Below are 23,344 nucleotides of genomic sequence, written 5' to 3'. Positions count from 1 at the left end.
AATGAAAGGCATTATTCTTGCCGGCGGCTCAGGCACGCGCCTGCATCCGATCACCCGCGGCGTGTCGAAACAGCTGCTGCCGATTTACGATAAGCCCATGATTTACTATCCGCTGTCGGTGCTGATGCTGGCGGGTATTCGTGAGATTCTGATCATCACCACGCCGGAAGATAAGAGCTACTTCCAGCGCCTGCTGGGCGACGGGAGCGAGTTTGGCATTTCGTTACAGTATGCTGAACAACCAAGCCCCGACGGTCTGGCGCAGGCGTTTATCATTGGCGAAACCTTCCTGAACGGCGAGCCGTCTTGCCTGGTGCTTGGCGATAATATCTTTTTCGGCCAGGGCTTCAGTCCGAAGCTGCGTAACGTGGCAGCGCGCAGCGAAGGCGCGACGGTGTTTGGCTACCAGGTCATGGACCCGGAACGTTTTGGCGTGGTGGAGTTTGACGATAACTTTCAGGCACTGTCGCTGGAAGAGAAACCGAAGCAGCCGAAATCAAACTGGGCGGTGACCGGGCTCTATTTCTACGATAGCAACGTGGTGGAGTACGCCAAACGCGTGAAGCCTTCTGAGCGCGGTGAACTCGAGATCACCTCGATTAACCAGATGTATCTGGATGACGGCAAGCTGACCGTGGAACTGCTGGGCCGTGGTTTTGCCTGGCTGGATACCGGCACGCACGACAGCCTGATTGAAGCGAGTATGTTCGTACAGACGGTCGAAAAGCGGCAGGGTTTTAAAATTGCCTGTCTGGAAGAGATCGCCTGGCGCAACGGCTGGCTCGACGATGAAGGCGTAAAACGCGCCGCCGCCGGGCTGGCGAAAACCGGTTATGGCCAATACCTGCTGGAGCTGCTCCGTGCCCGTCCGCGCCAATATTGACCCCCTTGTGTGGGAAAATCAGTTTTTCGGCGTGAACAGCGCCATTGTTCGCTTTGCCGATGACGCGCCGTCGCTGACCGCCGAACGGCTGGCGGGCTGGTCGCGCGTGCAGGCCAAAATTGCCGCGCACCAGGTGGCGCAGCTGGATGCGCTGCAGGCGCTGGGCTTTCAACTGGTGGAAGGTGAAGTCGATTTGGCGCTGCCCGTCACGCCGGTGACCTGCCCGCAGGCGCAGGTGGCCAGCGAGTCGGATATCCCGGAATTACGGGCGCTGGCGGCACAGGCGTTTGCGTTAAGCCGCTTTCGTGCGCCGTGGTACGCCGCCGACGCCAGCGGCCGTTTCTACGCGCAGTGGATAGAAAATGCGGTCAAAGGCACCTTTGATAATCAGTGCCTGGTGTTTCGCGATGAACAGGGTGCTATCCGCGCCTTCGTTTCCCTACGAGAATTAAACGCCTGCGACGCGAGAATCGGCCTGCTGGCCGGGCGCGGCGCGGGCGCAGAATTGATGCAGGCCGCAATACGCTGGGCGTATACTCGCGGCCTGACGACGCTTCGGGTGGCCACGCAGGCCGGCAATACCGCAGCACTTCAACGCTATATTCACAGCGGCGCTAACGTGGTTAGCACCGCGTACTGGCTATACAGGTGACACCATGATTCCATTTAACGCCCCACCGGTTGTGGGTACTGAACTCGATTACATGCAATCCGCGATGGGCAGCGGCAAACTGTGCGGCGATGGCGGCTTTACCCGCCGCTGCCAGCAGTGGATGGAGCAGCGCTTCGGTAGCGCCAAAGTCCTGCTGACGCCGTCCTGCACTGCGTCGCTGGAGATGGCAGCAATCCTGCTGGATATCCAACCGGGCGATGAAGTGATTATGCCGAGCTACACCTTCGTCTCTACCGCCAACGCCTTCGTGCTGCGCGGGGCGAAGATTGTGTTCGTGGATGTGCATAAAGAGACGATGAACATCGATGAGACGCTGATTGAAGCGGCGATCACCGACAAAACGCGCGCCATTGTGCCGGTGCACTACGCGGGCGTGGCCTGTGAAATGGACACCATCATGGCGCTGGCGAAGAAGTACAATCTGTTCGTCGTTGAAGATGCCGCGCAGGGCGTGATGTCGACCTACAAAGGTCGCGCGCTGGGTTCCATTGGCCATATTGGCTGCTTTAGCTTCCACGAAACCAAAAACTACACCGCGGGCGGTGAAGGCGGCGCGACGCTGATTAACGATCGCGCACTGGTTGAACGGGCGGAAATCATTCGTGAGAAGGGCACTAACCGTAGCCAGTTTTTCCGTGGGCTGGTGGACAAATACACCTGGCGCGATATCGGTTCCAGCTATCTGATGTCTGACTTGCAGGCCGCCTATCTGTGGGCGCAGCTGGAAGCCGCAGACCGTATCAACAAACAGCGTCTCTCCCTTTGGCAGAGCTACTACGACGCGCTGCTGCCGCTGGCACACGCCGGGCGTATTGACCTGCCGGTTGTGCCGCAGGAGTGTGGCCATAACGCGCACATGTTTTACATCAAGCTGCGCGATGTTGAAGATCGCGGTGCGCTGATTAACTGGCTGAAGGAGGCGGAGATTCTGGCAGTGTTCCACTACATTCCGCTGCACTCCTGCCCGGCGGGCGAGAAATTCGGTGAGTTCCACGGCGAAGATCGCTACACCACGAAAGAAAGTGAGCGGTTACTACGCTTACCGCTGTTCTACAACCTGTCGCCGGTCGATCAGCGCACGGTTATCAATACGCTACTGAGCTATTTCGCCTGATATGTCGTTGGCAAAAGCTTCGATGTGGACCGCCGCGTCCACGCTGGTCAAAATTGGCGTTGGCCTGCTGGTAGTCAAGCTGCTGGCGGTATCGTTTGGCCCTTCGGGCGTGGGTCAGGCGGGTAACTTCCGCCAACTGGTGACCGTGCTTGGCGTGCTCGCCGGAGCGGGTATTTTCAACGGGGTGACGAAACTGGTCGCCCAGCATCACGACGAGCCGACGCGTTTGCGTCAGGTCGTGGGTACCTCCTCGGCGATGGTGCTGGCTTTCTCCACGCTGCTGGCCGTGATTTTTCTGCTGGCGGCCGCGCCGATAAGCCGCGGCCTTTTCGGCCATGCGGACTATCAGGGGCTGGTGCGTCTGGTGGCGCTGGTGCAGATGGGGATCGCCTGGGCGAACCTGCTGCTGGCGCTGATGAAAGGCTTTCGCGATGCGGCCGGTAATGCGCTGTCGCTGATTGCCGGCAGCCTGATTGGCGTGGTGGCGTACTATGCCTGCTATCGGCTTGGCGGCTATCAGGGCGCGCTGTTGGGGCTGGCGCTGGTGCCGGCGCTGATTGTCATTCCGGCGGCGATCATGCTGACCCGACGCCGTGCCATCCCGTGGGGCTATCTTAAGCCACAGTGGGACACCGCGCTGGCCAGTCAGTTGGGTAAGTTTACCCTGATGGCGCTGATGACGTCGGTCACCATGCCGGTGGCCTACGTGATGATGCGAAACCTGATGGCAGCGCACTACAGCTGGGATGAAGTCGGTATCTGGCAGGGCGTCAGCAGTATCTCAGATGCCTATTTGCAGTTTATTACCGCCTCATTCAGCGTTTATCTGCTGCCGACGCTGTCGCGCCTGACGGCCAAAGCAGAAATCTCGCGGGAAATCGGTCGATCGCTGAAATTTGTCCTGCCCGCCGTGGCTGCCGCGAGCCTGACCGTCTGGCTGCTGCGTGATTTTGCCATCTGGCTGCTGTTCTCGTCGAAGTTTGTTGCCATGCGTGACCTGTTCGCGTGGCAGCTGGTGGGCGATGTATTGAAAGTAGGCGCTTACGTTTTTGGTTATTTAGTCATCGCGAAGGCATCGCTGCGTTTCTACATTCTGGCCGAACTGAGCCAATTTGCGCTGCTGACGGCGTTTTCCCAGTGGTTGATTCCGGTACACGGCGCGCTGGGGGCGGCACAGGCTTATATGGCGACCTATATTGTTTATTTCACGCTGTGTTGCAGCGTATTTTTAATTTGGCGTAAACGGCAATGACCGAACTGATACATGTCCTGGGATCGGATATCCCTCATCACAACCAGACGGTGCTGCGGTTTTTTGCCGATGAGCTGGCCGCAGAGCCCGCGCACGCCCGTCAGTTTATGGTGGTGAGCAAGGACGACGGCCTGGCGGCCGCATTTCCTTCGCTGATGATTGAACGCTACGCCGATAAATCGGCGCTGGCGAAAGCCGTGGTGACGAAGGCGAAAGCCAATCGCCAGCAGCGGTTTTTCTTCCACGGGCAGTTTAATACCGGCATCTGGCTGGCGCTGTTGAGCGGGGGCCTGAAGCTGTCGCAGGTGAGCTGGCATATCTGGGGGGCCGATCTTTATGAAGTCTCCCGCGGCCTGAAGTTCCGCCTGTTTTATCCGCTGCGGCGCATGGCGCAAGGGCGCGTAGGGCGCGTGTTTGCCACCTGCGGCGATCTGAGCTATTTCGGCAATATGCATCCGCAGGTGCCCGGTGAACGGCTCTATTTCCCGACGCGTATGGACCCGACGCTCAATGCGCTGGCCGATCCTACTCCGCGAGAAGGTAAGCTGACCATTCTGGTGGGCAACTCTGGCGATCGCAGCAATGAACACATTGCCGCACTGAAGGCCGTGCATCAGCAGTTTGGCGATACGGTTAACGTCATTGTGCCGATGGGCTACCCGGCGAATAACGACGTCTATATTGCTGAAGTAGACAGCGCCGCTCAGGCATTGTTTAGTCAGGAAAATGTACAGATTCTGCGCGAAAAGCTGGAGTTTGATGCCTACCTTGCGCTGTTACGCCGCTGCGATCTGGGCTATTTTATTTTTGCGCGCCAGCAGGGCATCGGCACGCTGTGTCTGCTGATTCAGGCGGGGATCCCCTGCGTGCTGAACCGGCAGAATCCGTTCTGGCTGGATATGGCCGAGCAAAATATCCCGGTGCTGTTTACCGACGACGCGCTGACCGTACCGGTGGTGCGCGAAGCCCAGCGTCAGCTGTCGCTGGTGGATAAAAATGCGATTGCCTTTTTCAAACCGAATTATCTGGCGCCGTGGCATCGGGCGCTGCAACTGGCGGCGGGGGAAGCGGTATGAGCGAAATGCAGTTTACCGGGCTGTTTGTCGTCTGGCTGCTGTCGACGCTGTTTATCGGCACGTTGACCTGGTTTGAGTTCCGCCGCGTGCGCTTTAACTTCAACGTCTTTTTTTCGTTGTTGTTCCTGCTGACCTTTTTCTTCGGCTTCCCGCTGACCTGTACGCTGGTGTTCCGTTTCGGCGTGGGCGTTTCACCACCCGATGTGCTGTTGCAAACGCTGCTGATCTCCGTGTGTTTCTACGCGGTGTATTACGTCACCTACAAAACCCGGCTGCGCTCTGCCCATTCACAGGTGCCGCGTCGCCCGCTGTTCACGATGAACCGCGTTGAGACGCATATTACCTGGGTGCTGCTGATGGGGATCGCGCTGTTCACCGTCGGCACTTTCTTCCTGCATAACGGTTTCCTGCTGTTTAAGCTGCATTCGTACAGCCAGATTTTTTCCAGCGAGGTGTCCGGCGTCGCGCTTAAACGTTTCTTTTACTTCTTTATTCCGGCGATGCTGGTGGTCTATTTCCTCAAGCCCAGCTGGAAGCGGTGGATTGGCTTCCTGATTGCTACCGTCGCCTTCGGGCTGCTGACCTACGCCATTGTCGGCGGTACGCGGGCAAATATTATTATCGCTTTTGCCATCTTCCTGTTTATCGGCATCATTCGCGGCTGGATTTCACTGTGGATGCTGGCGGCGGCCGGGGTAATGGGTATTGTCGGCATGTTCTGGCTGGCGCTGAAGCGCTACGGTATGAACGTGAGCGGCGATGAAGCGTTTTATACCTTCCTCTACCTGACGCGCGATACCTTCTCGCCGTGGGAAAACCTGGCACTGCTGCTGCAAAACTACGATAAAATCGATTTTCAGGGGCTGGCACCGATGGTGCGCGACTTCTATGTGTTCATTCCCAGCTGGCTGTGGCCGTCGCGTCCGAGCATTGTGCTGAACACGGCGAACTACTTTACGTGGGAGGTTCTTAACAACCACTCCGGGCTGGCGATTTCCCCCACGCTGATTGGTTCGCTGGTGGTGATGGGCGGCATGTGGTTTGTCCCACTGGGCGCCGTGGCGGTAGGGCTGATAATCAAGTGGTTCGACTGGCTTTATATGCTCGGCAATCGGGAAAACAACCGCTATAAGTCGGCTATTTTGCACAGCTTTTGCTTCGGCGCGATCTTCAACATGATTGTGCTGGCGCGTGAAGGCCTGGATGCCTTCGGTTCTCGCGTCGTTTTCTTTATGGTGATTTTTGGCTTCTGTTTGCTGGTGGCAAAACTGTTGTACTGGTTGTTTGAGCGCGCGGGGCTGATTCATCAGCGGTTAAGACGCCCTTCGCACGTTGGAGAAGCATAAGATGGCTGAATCACAGACCGCACCGACCTACGCCGTGCGTGGGATAAACCTGATCGGCTGGCGCAATATGCAGCACGCGCTGGACTATCTGTATGCGGGCGGTACCCTGAAGCAAGGAACGCTGGTGGCGATTAATGCCGAGAAGATCCTGACGCTGGAAGATAACCCTGAAGTACGGGCGCTGATTAACGCCGCCGAGTTTAAGTATGCCGACGGTATTTCCGTGGTGCGTTCAATCCGCAAGAAATATGCGCTGGCCAACGTGTCGCGCGTGGCGGGCGCCGACCTGTGGGAAGCACTGATGGCACGCGCGGGAGCGGAAGGCACGCCGGTATTTTTAGTCGGCGGCAAGCCGGACGTGCTGGCCGAAACGGCGCAAAAACTACGACAGCAGTGGAACGTGAATTTGGTCGGGACGCAGGACGGCTACTTTACCGCCGACCAGCGCCAGGCGCTGTTTGCGCGTATTCGCGACAGCGGGGCGAAGATCGTGACCGTGGCAATGGGGTCTCCTAAGCAGGAGCTTCTGATGCGCGACTGCCGTCAGGTGCATCCGGACGCGCTTTATATGGGCGTTGGCGGCACCTATGACGTTTTTACCGGCCACGTGAAGCGTGCGCCGAAGGTGTGGCAGAACCTGGGGCTGGAGTGGCTGTACCGCCTGCTGTCTCAGCCAAGCCGCATCAAGCGTCAGCTGCGGCTGCTGCGCTACTTACGCTGGCATTACACCAATAATCTCTGAATTTTCTGCGCGTTACCGTGAATGTATTGCGTATTTTCTGCGTAATACATTCACAAGCCCGATACTTTATCCCTCATTTATATTTGCCATTTAATCGAATTTGTTAAACCATTCCCATGCCCTGACGATGTATCCGTATTTTTACTGATACGTCCGCATCCGAAAGACATCTTTTTTTATAAAAATAAAACCGGCATCGACCGGACACATGCAAACACAAGAGGATTTATGGCAGAGAAGAAACCGGAGCTCCAGCGCGGTCTGGAAGCCCGTCATATCGAATTGATTGCCCTTGGCGGCACCATCGGCGTGGGCCTGTTTATGGGCTCGGCAAGCACCCTGAAGTGGGCCGGACCGTCGGTGCTGCTGGCCTATATTCTGGCGGGGGTTTTTGTCTTCTTCATTATGCGGTCGATGGGCGAAATGCTGTTCATTGAGCCGGTAACCGGCTCGTTCGCCGTTTATGCGCACCGTTATATGAGCCCGTTCTTTGGTTATCTTACCGCCTGGTCATACTGGTTTATGTGGATGGCGGTGGGGATCTCGGAAATTACCGCCATTGGGGTGTACGTCCAGTTCTGGTTCCCGGAAATGGCGCAGTGGATCCCGGCGCTCATTGCCGTGGGGCTGGTGGCGCTGGCGAACCTGGCCGCGGTGCGCCTGTACGGTGAAATCGAGTTCTGGTTCGCGATGATCAAGGTGACCACCATCATCGTCATGATCGTGATTGGCCTCGGCGTCATTTTCTTTGGCTTCGGCAACGGCGGCCACTCAATTGGTTTCAGCAACCTGACCGAACACGGAGGTTTCTTTGCGGGCGGCTGGAAGGGCTTCCTGACGGCGCTGTGCATCGTGGTGGCGTCGTACCAGGGCGTGGAGCTTATCGGTATGACCGCCGGTGAAGCGAAGAACCCGCAGGTGACGCTGCGCAGTGCGGTAGGCAAAGTGCTGTGGCGTATCCTGATTTTTTACGTGGGTGCGATTTTCGTTATCGTTACCATCTTCCCATGGAATGAAATTGGCACTAACGGCAGCCCATTCGTGCTGACCTTTGCCAAAATTGGTATCACCGCTGCGGCCGGTATCATCAACTTTGTGGTGCTGACGGCCGCGCTGTCCGGCTGTAACAGCGGGATGTACAGCTGCGGGCGTATGCTCTATGCGCTGGCGAAAAACCGTCAGCTGCCGGCGGCGATGGCGAAAGTCAGCAAAAGCGGCGTACCGGCGGCCGGGGTGAGCGTATCCATTGTGGTTCTGCTGATTGGCTCCTGTCTGAACTACGTCATTCCGAATCCGCAGCGCGTCTTCGTGTACGTGTATAGCGCCAGCGTGCTGCCGGGGATGGTGCCGTGGTTTGTGATTCTGATTAGCCAGCTGCGCTTCCGTCGTGCGCACAAGGCGGCGATTGCCAGCCACCCGTTCCGCTCGATTATGTTCCCGTGGGCCAACTATTTGACCATGGCGTTCCTGATTTGTGTGCTGATCGGCATGGGCTTCAATGACGATACCCGTATGTCGCTGTTTGTGGGCGCGCTGTTTTTGGCCATCGTTACCGTGGTTTATAAGGTTTTTGGTATGGGCAAGGGCGTTGACGTGCAAAAATTGCAGAAATAAGCAACAAAACGCACAAACCATGAGCAAACGATAATTTTCTTTAAAAAGGCACTAGACAGCGGGGTAGGAAGTCCGTATTATCCGACCCCGAAACGGCGCTAAGCGCCCGTAGCTCAGCTGGATAGAGCGCTGCCCTCCGGAGGCAGAGGTCTCAGGTTCGAATCCTGTCGGGCGCACCATTTACCCGGTGCTGGAGCTGCGGTGGTTTTTATAACCGCGTAAAAGATTTGCAGTGGTGGCTATAGCTCAGTTGGTAGAGCCCTGGATTGTGATTCCAGTTGTCGTGGGTTCGAATCCCATTAGCCACCCCATTATTTGATAGAGTTGTGAATTTGCGAAGGTGGCGGAATTGGTAGACGCGCTAGCTTCAGGTGTTAGTGTCCTTTGGATGTGGGGGTTCGAGTCCCCCCCCTCGCACCACGACTTTAACGAATTGAACTAAAAATTCAAAAAGCAGTATTTCGGCGAGTAGCGCAGCTTGGTAGCGCAACTGGTTTGGGACCAGTGGGTCGGAGGTTCGAATCCTCTCTCGCCGACCAATTTTGAACCCCGCTTCGGCGGGGTTTTTTGTTTTCTGCTATCTCATGCACTTCCTGCCGCAATAAACGTTCTGTCGACATCATTCCTGGTAAATACAATAACGTCAGGCGTCTCACTTTTTTGTCTTATCACCCATTCTTTGCTGTGTGTCTTTATTTTGTGCCAGCGGCATAGGTTTCATATTATCTTTCAGACGAGTTTTCCCTGGCCGTGTGAAAGCCAATAGCGCCGTGATGACGCCCCTGGAGAGTCGTTGCCGGGAAAACGATGGCTCCCCTATTCAAATATCATGCTAAGACATGCTTCGTATTTCCCCGCGTTCTTTATCTATGCTTTTTATTATTGGCGAGATATGTATTCATTAGATAAAAATAATGAAGGCGACGTATTTATGTGCGCTATTTATATGCCGCGACGGCGAAAAAAAACGTTCATTTTTCTGTAACGGAAGGTGTCATCGCCGAAGATCCTGTGACATAATGCGCCGCGTAGATGCTCATTCCATCTCTTATGTTCGCCTTGTGCCTCATAAACTCAGGAATGACGCAGAGCCATTGACGGTGCTTATCGTCCACTGACAGATGTCGCGTATGCCTCATCAGACACCATGGACATAACGTTGAGTGAAGCACCCATTAGTTGTCGAATTAAACCTGTTTAACGCCTGCTCCCAAAAGAGCAGGCGTTTTTTTATGGCAAAAGGCAAATCGGTCGAAAAAAAAGGGGCCAGATGGCCCCTTTTGAGATAGGTAAGCGTTACGCCGGCGGATTGTTTTGCAGCGTCAGCATCAGACCGTCGCGGCGCATGGCGGCGGCTTCTTCCGGCTGCTTCAAGCGGTCGAGCGTATCGGCAAGCCATGCATAGTCGAAGGCGTCAGGGCGCTGTTTGAGCGCGGCGCGGAAGGCCAGGCTCGCTTCTTGCCATTCGCCGTGCTTCATCAGCGATTGCCCCAGCGTACTCCACAGCAGTGGGCGGTCGCCCACGGTTTTGATCTGCTGGCGCAGCAGTTTTTCCATCTGCTCCGGATTATTGGTGCGCAGACGCGGGATCAGCATCACCAGACGATCGTCATATTGACGTTTCAGCCCATCGATGATGATCTGCTGGGCGGTGTCATGATCGTCACACTCAATCAGATGATCCGCCATGGCCACCTGCAGGGCAACCTGATGACGGGTTTTACGGCTCTGATTTTTCCACCACTCGCGTAACCCTTCGCTGCCGCCATCGGCGCGGGCTTGATCCATCAGGCCAATCCACGCCTGCTGCTCCAGCGCCGCACGGTGGGCGTCATCTCCGACGTTGGCTTTCGCCATCGATGGGATGATATCCAATAGCGAACTCCACGCGCCGGTTTCAATATAGGCCTGCTCGGCCAGACGCAGTACTTCCGGATGGCGCGGCGCGACCTCCAGCAGCTTATCAATGCCGTGGCGTGCGGCGTGGGTTTCATGGCGCGCCAGCTGCAAGCGTACGCGGGTAATTTCCACGGGAATCAGGTCATTACCGGCGTTTTCAGCGGCGCGCTGCAGATGTTGGTTCGCACGGGCTTCATCACCGCGCTGCTGCGCAGCTTCGGCCGCCAGCAGGTAGTTCACCACCGGTTGCTCAGCGTGATCGGCATTTTTCGACATCAGCTTTTCAACCTGCTGATAGTCGCCTTCCGCCAGCTTCAGCAGGGCTTGTTCCGTTTGTTTACGCGCCCGACGGCGTTTACGGCCAACGAACCAGCCGCGGGTGTGGGCGCTGGTGCGGAAGATGCGGCGTAAAATCCACTCTATGGCGAACAGCACGACCATCATCAGAATCATGATGATAACCAGACCGGTAACGCTGGTCTCAATATTGTAGTTATCGGTCTGAATCAGCACGTAGCCCTGGTGGCCTGCGATCATCGGGCCTATCACCACGCCGGCGATCAGCAGCGCAAAGAGCAAAAGAACTTTAAGCATCGATTACTCTCCTTGCGGTGCGGCAGGGGTGGGCGGCACGGGCGCGGCCTGGGCGGCGGCAGGTGGCTCTGCCGACGGCTGCTCGACGGCGGGCTGCGCCATCAGATTACGCACGCGGGTCTGCATCAGTTTTTCCAGAATCGGCTGGCTTTGCAGCGTTTCCGGTACGTCCATCGCGATGCTCTGCTGGCTGAGCTGGTCTATCTCGCTCAGGAAGGTTTTCGTCGCCGCGTCTTCGGTATCGTAGTACGCGCGTACCCAGGTGGAGACGTTATCCAGCGCCTGCTTGTAGGTTTCTTGCTGATGGCGCGGTACCGCCTGCGCGGCGGCCAGCAGCTGCGCGCGGATATTTTCGCGCAGATAGATATCCTGGTTTGGCGCCAGCAGCGGGACGGCGGTTTCATCGCGGCGGCGAATGGTAATAAAGCTGTCCATAAAGTTCTGCCAGCTTTTTTGCAGATTGACGCGCCATTCGCTCAGCGACGCCGACAGCTCGCTGTCATCGCTGTCCATCGGGGAGTCGTCGGTATTGTTGTCCGCAAGGCGCAGATTATCGACCTGGTTTGCCAGCTGGTTCACTTTCAGAATAATGCCATCGAAGTCGACCTGTGAAACGGCCGAAAGGCTGGCGATGTCTTCAGTGATGGCGCGGCGCGCGGTAATCAGGCTGGGATCGTTCATGTCCGCCAGGCTGGCATCAGCGCTTTTCAGCAGCGCAGCGGCGGTGGTCACGTCCTGGTCGCTCCACAGCTTACGCCCGGCCAGCTTCACGAGGAAATCGGCCTGGGCCAGTAGCCAGGTTTTTGAATCGGTGCCGGAGATGGCGGCCACTTTTTGCTGCACTTCATCCAGCTGTTTGGCCATCGCGCTCTGCTGGGCTTTTGCCTCTTCCAGCTGCGTGGCCTGCTGTTTAAGGGTGGTTTCCAGCGCCTCTTTTTGCGCGTCCTGCGTTTTTTGCAGGGCGATAAGCTGATTGGCGAGCGTATCGCTGGCGGTGGATTGATTGACGGCCTGCTGTTTGCCCCAGCCGTACAGGCCGACGCCGGCAGCCAGCGCGATGGCAATGGCAACGGCGCTCAGCACCAGACTGGTTTTCCCGCCGGTATTTTTCTTCTCAGCATTTTCTGGCTTACGAGTCTCGGGCTGCGGCGTGGTGGTCACGACGTCTTCGGACTCTTCAACCACGGCGGAGTTTTCTTTTTGTTCCGTCATTATGGCTTCCAATTTTGAGAGTTATTGTAATGCGCGCAGCAGCGCATCGTTGTCTGCGCTATCGGCAACCTGAATATCCTGCCAGCCCATTTCCCGGGCCAGTTTTGCAATGCGCTCACTCACCACCAGTAACCGGCACTTGAGCAACCAGCTCTCCCGGTACCAGAGGGGAATCAGCGACCAAAGTTGTTGCAGCATTTCGCCGCTGGTCACCACGAGGGTCGAGACTTCCCGCGACTGCCAGCGCATGGCTTCTTCCGCGCCGTCATAGTGAATGGCGCTGCGCTGATAACATTCACATAAGGTGACGTCGGCGCCGCGGGCGGTCAGCGTTTCGGCTAACAGCTCCCGGCCGCCATTGCCGCGAAGAATCAGCGCTTTCTTCCCGGCAATATTTTGTAATTCAGGTAATTGTAGCAACACTTCGCTGATTTCCCGATCTAAAGGGTATCGTACGTCAATGCCGCTAGCCTGATGCAGGGCCAGCGCGGTGGTGCGACCAATCGCAAAATAGCGTGGCGCGGTGGGCCAGCTAAGACGCTGCTGCTGCAGATGCGCATGGGCGAAACTCACCGCATGCTGTGAGAGCACGAACGCGAGATCTCCGTTGCCGAGCGCGCCGAGCGCCTGGCCGAGCTGGTTCAGCTCGCGACCGGGAGTAAACTCAATCAGCGGGAAGCTCCAGGCAACTCGCCCCAGCGCGCGCAAACGGCTCACGAGCTCTTCACTTTGCGGGGAAGGACGGGTCACCAGAATGGTCATTCGGCGGTGTCTCCGTCGTAGACGGCGGCAAGGATGGCGCGCGCGCCGTTATTGAGCAGTTCGTCGGCCAGCTCAATGCCCATCCGCTCGGCGTCTTCGGGTTTACCGCGACGTTCACCGCATACCATCTGGCTGCCGTCGGGCGCACCGACCAGCGCACGTAGCCACAGCTCGCCGTCAAGCAGTTCGGCATAGCTGCCGATAGGTACCTGACAGCCGCCTTCCAGTCGGGTGTTCATGGCGCGCTCGGCGCAGACGCGCACGGCCGTTTCTGTGTGGTTCAGGGGCGCGAGCAGCGCGCGGGTTTCGGCGTCGTCGAGGCGGCATTCGATACCGACGGCGCCCTGACCAACCGCCGGTAATGATTCTTCCGGCGACATTGGCTGGCGAATACGTGACTCGAGAGCAAGGCGTTTCAGGCCGGCGACAGCGAGGATAATGGCATCGTAGTCGCCGTTATCGAGTTTACTCAGGCGCGTGCCCACGTTACCGCGCAGCGAGCGAATAACCAGGTCCGGGCGACGCCGTGCGAGCTGGCACTGGCGGCGCAGGCTGGAGGTGCCGACAATGCTGCCTGCCGGGAGATCGTCCATGCAGGCGTAATGGTTAGAGACAAAGGCATCGCGGGGGTCGTCACGCTCACAGATGGTGACCAGACCAAGCCCTTCAGGGAACTCGACCGGAACGTCTTTCATCGAATGCACGGCAATATCGGCGCGGTTTTCAAGCAGGGCGAGCTCAAGCTCTTTGACAAAAAGTCCTTTACCGCCCACCTTCGCCAGCGGGGTATCAAGGATAATATCGCCGCGGGTCACCATTGGCACGAGCGTCACCGTTAGCCCAGGATGGCAGGCCTCCAGGCGTTCTTTTACATAGTGCGCTTGCCAGAGCGCGAGCGGGCTTTGGCGTGTGGCAATTCTCAAAACTTTGTCTAACATGCTTGTTACCGTCATCTATCGTCCGTTGTTCATCCTAACATTGTTGCCTTAATGATGTTAGTTTTCAGGGATTCATACCCTGAACAATTCGCGATGCAGGAAACGTGCCTTCCGCATAAATGAAGAGGTGCATAAACGGGGTTGTGTTTACCGTTTATTACTGGCACTGTCTTGATCGTATGCCGGGGTTTACAGCAGCATTCAATGCTACACTGGTTGTAGTGCAACATTCTTTACGGTCAACCGGCAAGGTGTTAAATTGATCACGTTTTAAACCATTTTTTGTCCAGAATTCGATAATCACAACGGCGGACAAAAACGGTAACGGTTCTTCTTGTTGAAATATTAAAGCCTCCGTATCGGTACCCATCTAAGATGCACCGGGGCTTTGAACATCAGGCGATATGTCTTGTACCTCTATATTGAGACACTGAAACAGAGACTGGATGCCATCAATCAACTGCGTGTGGATCGCGCGCTTGCTGCCATGGGCCCTGCTTTCCAGCAGGTATACAGTCTGCTGCCGACATTACTACATTATCATCATCCGCTGATGCCGGGTTACCTTGACGGTAACGTTCCCAAGGGCATCTGCCTCTACACGCCTGATGAAACCCAACGCCATTATCTTGACGAGCTCGAACTGCATCGCGGTATGCCGCCGCAGACCACCGCGAAAGGCGAACTGCCGATTACCGGCGTGTACTCGATGGGCAGCACCTCGTCCGTCGGCCAGAGCTGTTCCTCCGACCTCGACATCTGGGTCTGCCACCAATCGTGGCTCGATAATGACGAACGCCAATTGTTACAGCGCAAATGCAGCCTGCTGGAAAGCTGGGCGGCATCGCTGGGCGTTGAAGTCAGCTTCTTCCTGATCGACGAAAACCGCTTCCGCCATAACGAGAGCGGCAGCCTGGGTGGGGAAGACTGCGGTTCAACGCAGCATATTTTACTGCTCGACGAATTCTACCGTACGGCGGTACGCCTGGCGGGCAAGCGTATTCTGTGGAATATGGTGCCGTGCGAAGAAGAAGATCATTACGACGACTACGTGATGACCCTCTACGCCCAGGGCGTGTTGACGCCGAACGAATGGCTTGACCTCGGTGGGTTGAGCTCGCTCTCTGCCGAAGAGTACTTTGGTGCCAGCCTGTGGCAGCTGTATAAGAGTATCGACTCGCCGTATAAAGCGGTGCTGAAAACCCTGCTGCTGGAAGCCTACTCCTGGGAATACCCCAATACGCGCCTGCTGGCGAAAGACATCAAGCAGCGTCTGCACGACGGCGAGATCGTCTCCTTCGGTCTTGATGCCTACTGCATGATGCTGGAGCGCGTGACCGAATACCTGAAGGCGATCGACGACGAAACCCGTCTCGATCTCGTCCGCCGCTGCTTCTACCTCAAAGTGTGCGAAAAGCTTAGCCGCGAGCGCGCCTGCGTCGGCTGGCGTCGTGAGGTGGTTGGGCAATTGGTGAAAGAGTGGGGCTGGAGCGAAGAACGCCTGGCGATGCTCGACAACCGCGCCAACTGGAAAATCGATCAGGTGCGTGAAGCGCACAACGAGCTGCTCGATGCCATGATGCAGAGCTACCGTAATCTGATCCGCTTTGCGCGCCGTAACAACCTCAGCGTTTCCGCCAGCCCGCAGGATATCGGCGTGCTGACGCGTAAACTGTACGCCGCGTTTGAAGCGCTGCCGGGTAAAGTGACGCTGGTGAACCCACAGATCTCCCCGGATCTTTCCGAGCCGAATCTGACCTTTATCTATGTGCCGCCGGGGCGCGCCAACCGTACGGGCTGGTATCTTTATAACCGCGCGCCGAACATGGAATCGATCGTCAGCCATCAGCCGCTCGAATATAACCGCTATCTCAACAAGCTGGTGGCCTGGGCCTGGTTTAACGGACTGTTGACCTCGCGTACGCGCCTGTTTATTAAGGGCAACGGTATTGTTGATCTGGCGAAACTGCAGGAAATGGTTGCTGACGTGTCGCACCACTTCCCGCTGCGTCTGCCGGCGCCAACGCCGAAAGCGTTGTACAGCCCGTGCGAAATTCGCCATCTGGCGATTATCGTCAACCTCGAGTACGACCCGACGGCGGCCTTCCGCAATCAGGTGGTGCATTTCGACTTCCGTAAGCTCGACACCTTTAGCTTTGGCGAAGACCAGAAATGCCTGGTTGGCAGCGTCGATCTGCTGTACCGCAACTCGTGGAACGAAGTGCGTACCCTGCACTTCAACGGCGAGCAGGCGATGATTGAAGCGCTGAAAACCATTCTGGGCAAAATGCACCAGGACGCCGCGCCGCCGGATAGCGTGGAAGTGTTCTGCTACAGCCAGCATCTGCGCGGTCTTATTCGTACTCGCGTACAGCAGCTGGTGTCTGAATGCATTGAACTGCGCCTCTCCAGCACCCGTCAGGAAACCGGGCGTTTTAAAGCGCTGCGCGTCTCCGGCCAGACCTGGGGCCTGTTCTTTGAACGTCTGAACGTGTCGGTGCAGAAGCTGGAAAACGCCATCGAGTTCTACGGCGCCATTTCGCACAACAAGCTTCACGGCCTGTCGGTACAGGTTGAGACTAACCATGTGGAATTACCGCCGGTGGTCGACGGTTTTGCCAGCGAAGGGATTATCCAGTTCTTCTTTGAAGAGTCGGGTGAGGACCAGGGCTTTAATATCTATATTCTCGACGAAAGCAACCGTGCCGAGGTGTATCACCACTGCGAGGGCAGCAAAGAGGAGTTGGTGCGCGATGTCAGCCGCTTCTACTCGTCGTCGCACGATCGCTTTACCTACGGCTCAAGCTTTATCAACTTTAACCTGCCGCAGTTCTATCAGATTGTGAAGGTCGACGGCCGCGCGCAGGTGATTCCGTTCCGCAGTCAGGCGGTTGTGCCACCGCCGTCGAACCACGATAGCGATAACGCCCCGCTGTTACAGCAGTATTTCTCGTGAGAGTCATGCCGGATGGCGTCTTCGCCTTATCCGGCCTACTCGGTTTGTGCTTTTTGTTGGCCGGATAAGGTGTTTACACCGCCATCCGGCAATCCACCTTAGCGGAAGCTCACCTCTTCGCCCGCCTGCTGTGTCGCCGCCTGTTCCAGCAGGTCCCAGAACGTTTCGCCGCTGCGATCGCACACCCATTCGTCACCCTTCAGGTCAAAATGGTAGCCGCCCTGCTTGGTTGCTAACCACACCTGGTGCAGCGGCTCCTGACGGTTAATAATGATCTTGCTGCCGTTTTCAAAGCTGATGGTTAGCACGCCGCCGTTGATTTCGCAGTCGATATCGCTGTCGCCGTCCCAGTCGTCCAGACGCTCTTCGATGGTCAGCCACAGGGTGTCTGCAAGGCGATGGAATTCACTGTCGTTCATTGTTGTTTCCCGTTATTTAGTGATGGCGGCAGTATAGCGTGAAACAAATCACGTTGCAGTCAGGTGCTTAACGCTTGCTTTTGCGCCTTCTCCTGCGATGATAGAAAATAGAAAGCATTGAACTACAGGCATCCTCAGAATGAATAAGATTTTTCGACCGCTGGCATTGTTACTCGCACTGTTTAGCCTTGCTGGCTGCGGCCTGAAAGGCCCGCTCTATTTTCCTCCGGCCGATAAGACGGCGGCACCGCCGGCCAAATCCGCCACGCCTCCAGTGCAAAGCGCGACGCCGGACCGTAACGATCGCGCCAATAGCGGCGGCCCAACGCAGGTTAATAACTAATATCATCGTGCTGTACCGCGCAACTGGAGTAGATGATGCAGTTCTCTAAAATGCATGGCCTCGGCAACGATTTCATGGTCGTCGACGCGGTAACGCAGAACGTTTTTTTCTCGCCTGAGCTGATCCGCCGTCTGGCGGACCGGCATCTTGGCGTGGGTTTCGATCAGCTGTTGATCGTCGAGCCGCCTTACGATCCGGACCTGGATTTCCACTACCGCATCTTCAACGCTGACGGTAGCGAAGTTTCCCAGTGCGGCAACGGCGCGCGCTGCTTTGCGCGCTTTGTGCGCCTGAAAGGCCTGACCAATAAACGTGATATCCGCGTCAGTACCGCTAACGGGCGCATGGTATTAAGCGTAACGGAAGACGATCTGGTGCGCGTGAATATGGGTGAGCCCAACTTCGAGCCTGCACAGGTGCCGTTCCGCGCGAACAAAGCGGAAAAGACCTATATTATGCGGGCGGCCGAACAGACAGTATTGTGCGGCGTGGTCTCCATGGGGAACCCACACTGCGTGATTCAGGTCGACGATGTTGAGACGGCGGCGGTTGAAACGCTGGGGCCGGTGATGGAAAGCCATGAACGTTTTCCAGAACGCGCTAACATTGGTTTCATGCAGGTTGTGCAGCGGGATCATATTCGTCTGCGCGTTTACGAACGCGGGGCGGGTGAAACCCAGGCCTGCGGAAGCGGCGCGTGTGCGGCTGTGGCCGTCGGCATTCAGCAAGGTCTGCTGGCGGAAGAAGTGCGCGTGGAATTGCCGGGCGGGCGTCTTGATATCGCCTGGAAAGGACCGGGCCAACCGTTGTTTATGACTGGCCCGGCGGCACATGTCTATGACGGATTTATTCACCTATGAAACAGGTTGGGGAAGAACAGCAGGACGCTATCGCCGCGCTAAACGACAGCGCGGTGGTGGACTATCTGCTGCAACATCCTGAATTCTTTATTCGTAATGCTGCAGCCGTTGAGCAAATGCGTGTCCCGCACCCGGTGCGGGGCATGGTCTCGCTGGTCGAGTGGCATATGGCGCGTTCGCGTAACTATATCGCGATGCTTGAAGAGAACATGGGCCAACTGATGGAGCAGGCAACGGCCAACGAAGGCCTGTTTTATCGTCTGCTGCATTTGCAAAACCGGCTGGCCTGCGCGGAAAGCCTGGATGATTTGCTGCTGCGCTTTCACCGATGGGCGCGTGAGCTCGGGCTGGCAGGCGCATCTATCCGGCTGTTTTCCGATCGCTGGCGGCTTGGCGCACCGTCGAAATATACCGAGCTCGTCCTTTCCCGTCAGGCATTTGAGCCACTGCGTATCCAGCGTTTAGGCCAGGGCAACCATTATCTGGGAACCCTCAATGGTCCGGAGCTGTTGCTGGTATTACCGGATGCCAAGGCGGTAGGATCGGTGGCCATGTCAATGATGGGCAGCGACGGCGATCTGGGCGTTATCCTCTTCAGCAGCCGCGACCCGCACCACTATCAGCCGGGGCAAGGCACACAGCTATTACAGGAGATCGCCCTGATGCTGCCCGGGCTGCTGGAACGCTGGATAGAACGCGTATGACGGACTCCGAACTGGGGCTCTCTGCCGCCCGTTTCCTCCGCTATCTGGGCGTAGAACGGCAGCTCAGCCCGATTACCCTACTTAACTACCAGCGTCAGCTTGATGCCATTATTGAACTGGCCGCAGAGATGGGCCTGCAGAATTGGCAACAATGTGATGCTGCGATGGTGCGCAGTTTTGCGACCCGCAGTCGCCGTAAAGGGCTGGGCGCGGCAAGCCTGGCGCTACGCCTGTCTGCCTTACGCAGCTTCTTTGACTGGATGGTCAGCCAGGGCGTACTGCCCGCCAACCCGGCAAAAGGCATCGCCGCGCCAAAAGCGCCGCGCCACCTGCCGAAGAATATCGACGTCGACGACGTTAATCGTCTATTGGACATCGATCTTAATGATCCGCTGGCGGTGCGCGACCGCGCAATGCTGGAGGTCATGTACGGCGCAGGCCTGCGTCTGTCCGAGCTGGTGAATCTGGATATCAAACATCTGGACCTCGACACCGGCGAAGTGTGGGTCATGGGCAAAGGCAGCAAAGAGCGCCGTCTGCCGATTGGCCGCAACGCCGTCGCGTGGATAGAACACTGGCTCGATCTACGGGGCCTGTTTGGCAGCGACGAGGACGCGCTATTCCTCTCTAAGCTCGGCAAGCGAATTTCGGCGCGTAACGTGCAAAAACGCTTTGCCGAATGGGGCGTGAAGCAGGGGCTGAATAGCCACGTGCACCCGCACAAGCTGCGCCACTCGTTCGCTACCCATATGCTTGAATCGAGCGGCGATCTGCGCGGCGTACAGGAACTGCTGGGCCACGCCAACCTGTCGACCACCCAAATCTATACCCATCTTGATTTTCAACACCTTGCATCGGTGTACGATGCGGCGCATCCGCGCGCCAAACGGGAGAAATAATGCGTTTTTATCGACCGCTGGGCACGATTGCCGCGTTGACGTTTGACCTTGACGATACCCTGTATGATAACCGTCCGGTGATTGACCGTACGATGCAGGAGTCGCTGAATTTTGTGCGCGGCTACCATCCGGCGCTGGCGCACTTTGATGCCATAATGCTCCAGCGGTGGCGCGATGCGCTGTTGCAAACCGAACCGGAAATTTATCACGACGTCACCGAATGGCGCTGGCGTGCGCTGGAGTCCGGCATGCGCCAACTGGGGCTAACGGCGGCGGAAGCCAAAGCCGGTGCCGATGCGGCGATGGCTAACTTTGCGCAGTGGCGTAGCCGGGTTGACGTACCTCAGGAGACTCACGACACGCTGAAAAAGCTGGGCGAAAAATGGCCGCTGGTGGCGATCACCAACGGTAACGCTCAGCCCGAGCTGTTTGGCCTGAGCGACTATTTTGAATTTGTACTGCGCGCTGGCCCGGACGGGCGGTCGAAGCCGTTTGCCGATATGTACCATCTGGCCGCCGAGCGCCTGAACGTGCCGCTTGGCGCTATTTTGCACGTGGGCGATGATCTCACCACCGACGTGGCGGGCGCCGTGCGCTGCGGGATGCAGGCCTGCTGGATTAAGCCAGAAAACGCCGACCTGATGCAGACCGCCGATAGCCGTTTATTGCCGCATGTCGAGATTTCCCGGTTGGCATCTCTGACCTCGCTGATATAATCATCAGCAACTCTGTATAAAATTCCAGGGGTCTGACGGGACCCCGATTCTTTCCGGCGGTGCCAATGGACGTTTCTTACCTGCTCGACAGCCTCAACGATAAACAGCGCGAAGCCGTCGCGGCGGAGCGGACCAACATGCTGGTGCTCGCCGGCGCTGGCAGCGGCAAGACGCGCGTGCTGGTGCATCGTATCGCCTGGCTGCAGAGCGTTGAAAACTGCTCACCGTACTCGATCATGGCCGTCACCTTTACCAACAAAGCGGCGGCGGAAATGCGCCACCGTATTGGCGAGCTGATGGGTACCTCGCAGGGCGGCATGTGGGTGGGCACTTTCCACGGGCTGGCGCACCGTCTGCTGCGCGCCCATCATCTGGACGCCAACCTGCCGCAGGACTTTCAGATCCTCGACAGTGAAGATCAGCTGCGCCTGCTTAAGCGCCTGATTAAAGCCATGAATCTGGATGAGAAGCAGTGGCCGCCGCGTCAGGCGATGTGGTTTATCAACAGCCAGAAAGACGAAGGGCTACGTCCGCACCATCTGCAAAGCTACGGTAACCCGGTCGAGCAAACCTGGCAGAAGGTGTACCAGGCCTATCAGGAAGCCTGCGATCGCGCCGGGCTGGTGGATTTTGCCGAGCTGCTGCTGCGCGCCCATGAGCTGTGGCTTAACAAGCCACATATTCTTCAGCACTATCGAGAACGTTTTACCAATATCCTGGTGGACGAATTCCAGGATACCAACAACATTCAGTACGCGTGGATCCGCCTGCTGGCGGGCGATACCGGCAAAGTGATGATCGTTGGCGACGATGACCAGTCGATCTACGGCTGGCGCGGCGCGCAGGTGGAGAACATCCAGCGCTTCCTCAACGATTTCCCCGGCGCGGAAACCATCCGCCTGGAGCAGAACTACCGTTCGACCAGCAATATCCTCAGCGCGGCGAACGCCCTGATTGAGAACAACAACGGGCGTCTGGGCAAAAAGCTGTGGACCGACGGCGCCGACGGTGAACCGATCTCCCTCTACTGCGCGTTCAACGAACTCGATGAAGCCCGCTTTGTGGTCAACCGGATTAAAACCTGGCAGGACAACGGCGGCGCGCTGACCGAATGCGCCATTCTTTACCGCAGCAACGCCCAATCGCGCGTGCTGGAAGAGGCGTTGTTACAGGCCAGTATGCCGTACCGTATTTACGGCGGCATGCGCTTCTTCGAACGCCAGGAAATCAAAGATGCGCTTTCTTATTTGCGCCTGATTGCCAACCGTAACGACGACGCAGCGTTTGAGCGCGTGGTCAATACGCCGACGCGCGGTATCGGCGATCGCACGCTGGACGTGGTGCGTCAGACTTCCCGCGACCGCCAGCTGACGTTGTGGCAGGCGTGCCGCGAGCTGCTGCAGGAGAAAGCGCTGGCGGGCCGTGCGGCGAGCGCATTACAGCGTTTTATGGAGCTGATTGACGCGCTGGCGCAGGAAACTGCCGATATGCCGCTGCATGTGCAGACCGATCGCGTGGTGAAAGACTCCGGCCTGCGCACAATGTACGAGCAGGAAAAAGGCGAGAAGGGCCAGACCCGCATCGAAAACTTAGACGAACTGGTGACGGCTACGCGCCAGTTCAGCTACAACGAAGAAGACGAAGATTTAATGCCGCTGCAGGCATTCCTTTCCCACGCGGCGCTGGAAGCCGGGGAAGGGCAGGCCGATACCTGGCAGGACGCCGTGCAGCTGATGACCCTGCACTCGGCGAAAGGTCTGGAATTCCCGCAGGTGTTTATCGTCGGTATGGAAGAGGGGATGTTCCCCAGCCAGATGTCGCTGGATGAAGGCGGCCGCCTGGAAGAGGAACGTCGTCTGGCCTACGTCGGCGTGACGCGTGCGATGCAGAAGCTGACGCTGACCTACGCTGAAACCCGCCGTCTGTATGGCAAAGAGGTGTATCATCGTCCGTCGCGTTTTATTGGTGAACTGCCGGAAGCGTGCGTTGAAGAGGTACGCCTGCGCGCCACCGTGAGCCGCCCGGTGAGCCATCAGCGGATGGGTACGCCGATGGCGGAAAACGACACCGGCTACAAGCTCGGCCAGCGCGTACGCCATGCGAAATTTGGCGAGGGTACCATCGTTAACCTGGAAGGCAGCGGCGAACACAGCCGCCTGCAAGTTGCGTTCCAGGGGCAGGGAATTAAATGGCTGGTCGCGGCCTACGCCCGGCTGGAAACGGTATAACTTTCAGAAAAATATAATCATTTTGTAACGATCTGCTAGCCTTACGGAAGAGAAGGTAATTAATCCCGGTTAGCGTTTCGTTGCGTGTTGACGTCGTTTTTTTGCTGGCGTAAC

General features: G+C 57.3%; 20 protein-coding genes and 4 tRNA genes. 19 read left to right on the top strand and 5 right to left on the bottom strand.

Going from position 1 to position 23,344, the window contains the following annotated elements:
- The first annotated feature begins 1 nt into the window (after position 1).
- The 12 genes from rfbA to H7R58_RS22720 all read left to right on the top strand — a co-directional run bounded on the left by rfbA (position 2) and on the right by H7R58_RS22720 (position 9,239).
- Positions 2-883 carry a glucose-1-phosphate thymidylyltransferase RfbA gene (rfbA, locus tag H7R58_RS22775; protein ID WP_106929825.1) on the top strand — a complete coding sequence of 294 codons (882 nt, stop codon included), beginning with the start codon at positions 2-4 and terminating at the stop codon, positions 881-883.
- Positions 861-1,535, top strand: a complete 675-nt coding sequence (gene rffC, locus H7R58_RS22770; RefSeq protein ID WP_182929697.1) for a dTDP-4-amino-4,6-dideoxy-D-galactose acyltransferase — start codon at positions 861-863, stop codon at positions 1,533-1,535. The genes rfbA and rffC overlap by 23 nt, the downstream gene beginning before the upstream one ends.
- Positions 1,536-1,539: 4 nt before the next feature.
- Positions 1,540-2,670: a dTDP-4-amino-4,6-dideoxygalactose transaminase gene (gene rffA / locus H7R58_RS22765; RefSeq protein WP_182929696.1), complete on the top strand. Its 1,131-nt coding sequence runs from the start codon at positions 1,540-1,542 to the stop codon at positions 2,668-2,670.
- A gap of 1 nt (position 2,671) precedes the next feature.
- A complete protein-coding gene (wzxE, locus tag H7R58_RS22760; RefSeq protein WP_106929831.1) occupies positions 2,672-3,922 on the top strand; it encodes a lipid III flippase WzxE in 1,251 nt (416 codons plus the stop codon).
- A complete protein-coding gene (locus H7R58_RS22755) occupies positions 3,919-4,998 on the top strand; it encodes a TDP-N-acetylfucosamine:lipid II N-acetylfucosaminyltransferase (RefSeq protein WP_182929695.1) in 1,080 nt (359 codons plus the stop codon). Before wzxE ends, H7R58_RS22755 begins: the two co-directional genes overlap by 4 nt.
- The gene (gene wzyE / locus H7R58_RS22750; protein ID WP_106929836.1) at positions 4,995-6,344 is read left to right on the top strand and encodes an ECA oligosaccharide polymerase; all 1,350 of its coding nucleotides are present in this window, start codon (positions 4,995-4,997) and stop codon (positions 6,342-6,344) included. Before H7R58_RS22755 ends, wzyE begins: the two co-directional genes overlap by 4 nt.
- Before the next feature lies 1 nt (position 6,345).
- On the top strand, positions 6,346-7,086 hold the full coding sequence (gene wecG, locus H7R58_RS22745) for a lipopolysaccharide N-acetylmannosaminouronosyltransferase (RefSeq protein ID WP_182929694.1): 741 nt from the start codon (positions 6,346-6,348) through the stop codon (positions 7,084-7,086).
- A 228-nt stretch (positions 7,087-7,314) separates the two neighbouring features.
- The gene (gene thrP, locus H7R58_RS22740) at positions 7,315-8,700 is read left to right on the top strand and encodes a bifunctional threonine/serine APC transporter ThrP (RefSeq protein ID WP_106929840.1); all 1,386 of its coding nucleotides are present in this window, start codon (positions 7,315-7,317) and stop codon (positions 8,698-8,700) included.
- Positions 8,701-8,802: 102 nt separating this feature from the next.
- Positions 8,803-8,879 (top strand) — tRNA-Arg (locus H7R58_RS22735).
- 56 nt (positions 8,880-8,935) lie between these two features.
- Positions 8,936-9,011 (top strand) — tRNA-His (locus H7R58_RS22730).
- 23 nt (positions 9,012-9,034) lie between these two features.
- A tRNA-Leu gene (locus tag H7R58_RS22725) sits at positions 9,035-9,120 on the top strand.
- Between the two features lie 42 nt (positions 9,121-9,162).
- Positions 9,163-9,239 (top strand) — tRNA-Pro (locus H7R58_RS22720).
- Between the two features lie 757 nt (positions 9,240-9,996).
- Here H7R58_RS22720 and hemY read toward each other — a convergent pair.
- From hemY to hemC, 4 genes are read right to left on the bottom strand one after another with little or no spacing between them, the layout of a single operon-like run.
- Positions 9,997-11,193, bottom strand: coding sequence for a protoheme IX biogenesis protein HemY (hemY, locus tag H7R58_RS22715; RefSeq protein ID WP_106929842.1), 1,197 nt, complete (start codon positions 11,191-11,193; stop codon positions 9,997-9,999).
- 3 nt (positions 11,194-11,196) lie between these two features.
- Positions 11,197-12,405 (bottom strand): uroporphyrinogen-III C-methyltransferase, encoded by a 1,209-nt coding sequence (hemX, locus tag H7R58_RS22710; RefSeq protein WP_106929844.1) that lies wholly within the window; start codon positions 12,403-12,405, stop codon positions 11,197-11,199.
- A gap of 21 nt (positions 12,406-12,426) precedes the next feature.
- The gene (hemD, locus tag H7R58_RS22705; protein ID WP_182929693.1) at positions 12,427-13,167 is read right to left on the bottom strand and encodes a uroporphyrinogen-III synthase; all 741 of its coding nucleotides are present in this window, start codon (positions 13,165-13,167) and stop codon (positions 12,427-12,429) included.
- Positions 13,164-14,105 (bottom strand): hydroxymethylbilane synthase, encoded by a 942-nt coding sequence (gene hemC, locus H7R58_RS22700; protein WP_106929848.1) that lies wholly within the window; start codon positions 14,103-14,105, stop codon positions 13,164-13,166. Before hemC ends, hemD begins: the two co-directional genes overlap by 4 nt.
- Before the next feature lie 409 nt (positions 14,106-14,514).
- On the opposite strand from hemC, the gene cyaA reads away from it, so the two are divergent.
- Entirely contained in the window at positions 14,515-17,061 is a 2,547-nt protein-coding gene (gene cyaA, locus H7R58_RS22695; RefSeq protein WP_106929850.1) for a class I adenylate cyclase, read from the top strand.
- Between the two features lie 98 nt (positions 17,062-17,159).
- Here the strand turns inward: cyaA and cyaY are convergent, their stop codons facing one another.
- Positions 17,160-17,480: an iron donor protein CyaY gene (cyaY, locus tag H7R58_RS22690; protein ID WP_106929852.1), complete on the bottom strand. Its 321-nt coding sequence runs from the start codon at positions 17,478-17,480 to the stop codon at positions 17,160-17,162.
- Positions 17,481-17,619: 139 nt separating this feature from the next.
- Here cyaY and lptM point away from each other — a divergent pair, with 139 nt between their 5' ends.
- From lptM to uvrD, 6 genes are all read left to right on the top strand, one after another.
- Positions 17,620-17,823: an LPS translocon maturation chaperone LptM gene (lptM, locus tag H7R58_RS22685; RefSeq protein WP_106929854.1), complete on the top strand. Its 204-nt coding sequence runs from the start codon at positions 17,620-17,622 to the stop codon at positions 17,821-17,823.
- A 35-nt stretch (positions 17,824-17,858) separates the two neighbouring features.
- Positions 17,859-18,683 carry a diaminopimelate epimerase gene (gene dapF, locus H7R58_RS22680; RefSeq protein ID WP_106929856.1) on the top strand — a complete coding sequence of 275 codons (825 nt, stop codon included), beginning with the start codon at positions 17,859-17,861 and terminating at the stop codon, positions 18,681-18,683.
- Positions 18,680-19,387, top strand: coding sequence for a DUF484 domain-containing protein (locus tag H7R58_RS22675; RefSeq protein ID WP_182929692.1), 708 nt, complete (start codon positions 18,680-18,682; stop codon positions 19,385-19,387). The genes dapF and H7R58_RS22675 overlap by 4 nt, the downstream gene beginning before the upstream one ends.
- Positions 19,384-20,286, top strand: coding sequence for a tyrosine recombinase XerC (gene xerC / locus H7R58_RS22670; protein WP_182929691.1), 903 nt, complete (start codon positions 19,384-19,386; stop codon positions 20,284-20,286). The genes H7R58_RS22675 and xerC overlap by 4 nt, the downstream gene beginning before the upstream one ends.
- Positions 20,286-21,002 (top strand): 5-amino-6-(5-phospho-D-ribitylamino)uracil phosphatase YigB, encoded by a 717-nt coding sequence (yigB, locus tag H7R58_RS22665; protein ID WP_106929862.1) that lies wholly within the window; start codon positions 20,286-20,288, stop codon positions 21,000-21,002. Before xerC ends, yigB begins: the two co-directional genes overlap by 1 nt.
- A gap of 65 nt (positions 21,003-21,067) precedes the next feature.
- Positions 21,068-23,230, top strand: a complete 2,163-nt coding sequence (gene uvrD, locus H7R58_RS22660; RefSeq protein ID WP_182929690.1) for a DNA helicase II — start codon at positions 21,068-21,070, stop codon at positions 23,228-23,230.
- The last annotated feature ends 114 nt before the right edge of the window (positions 23,231-23,344 follow it).

This window comes from Klebsiella sp. WP4-W18-ESBL-05 (assembly GCF_014169075.1).
GTDB lineage: Bacteria > Pseudomonadota > Gammaproteobacteria > Enterobacterales > Enterobacteriaceae > Kluyvera > Kluyvera ascorbata_B.
The sequence above is the reverse complement of the archived record's forward strand: the minus strand, read 5'-3'. Positions and strand labels throughout refer to the sequence as shown.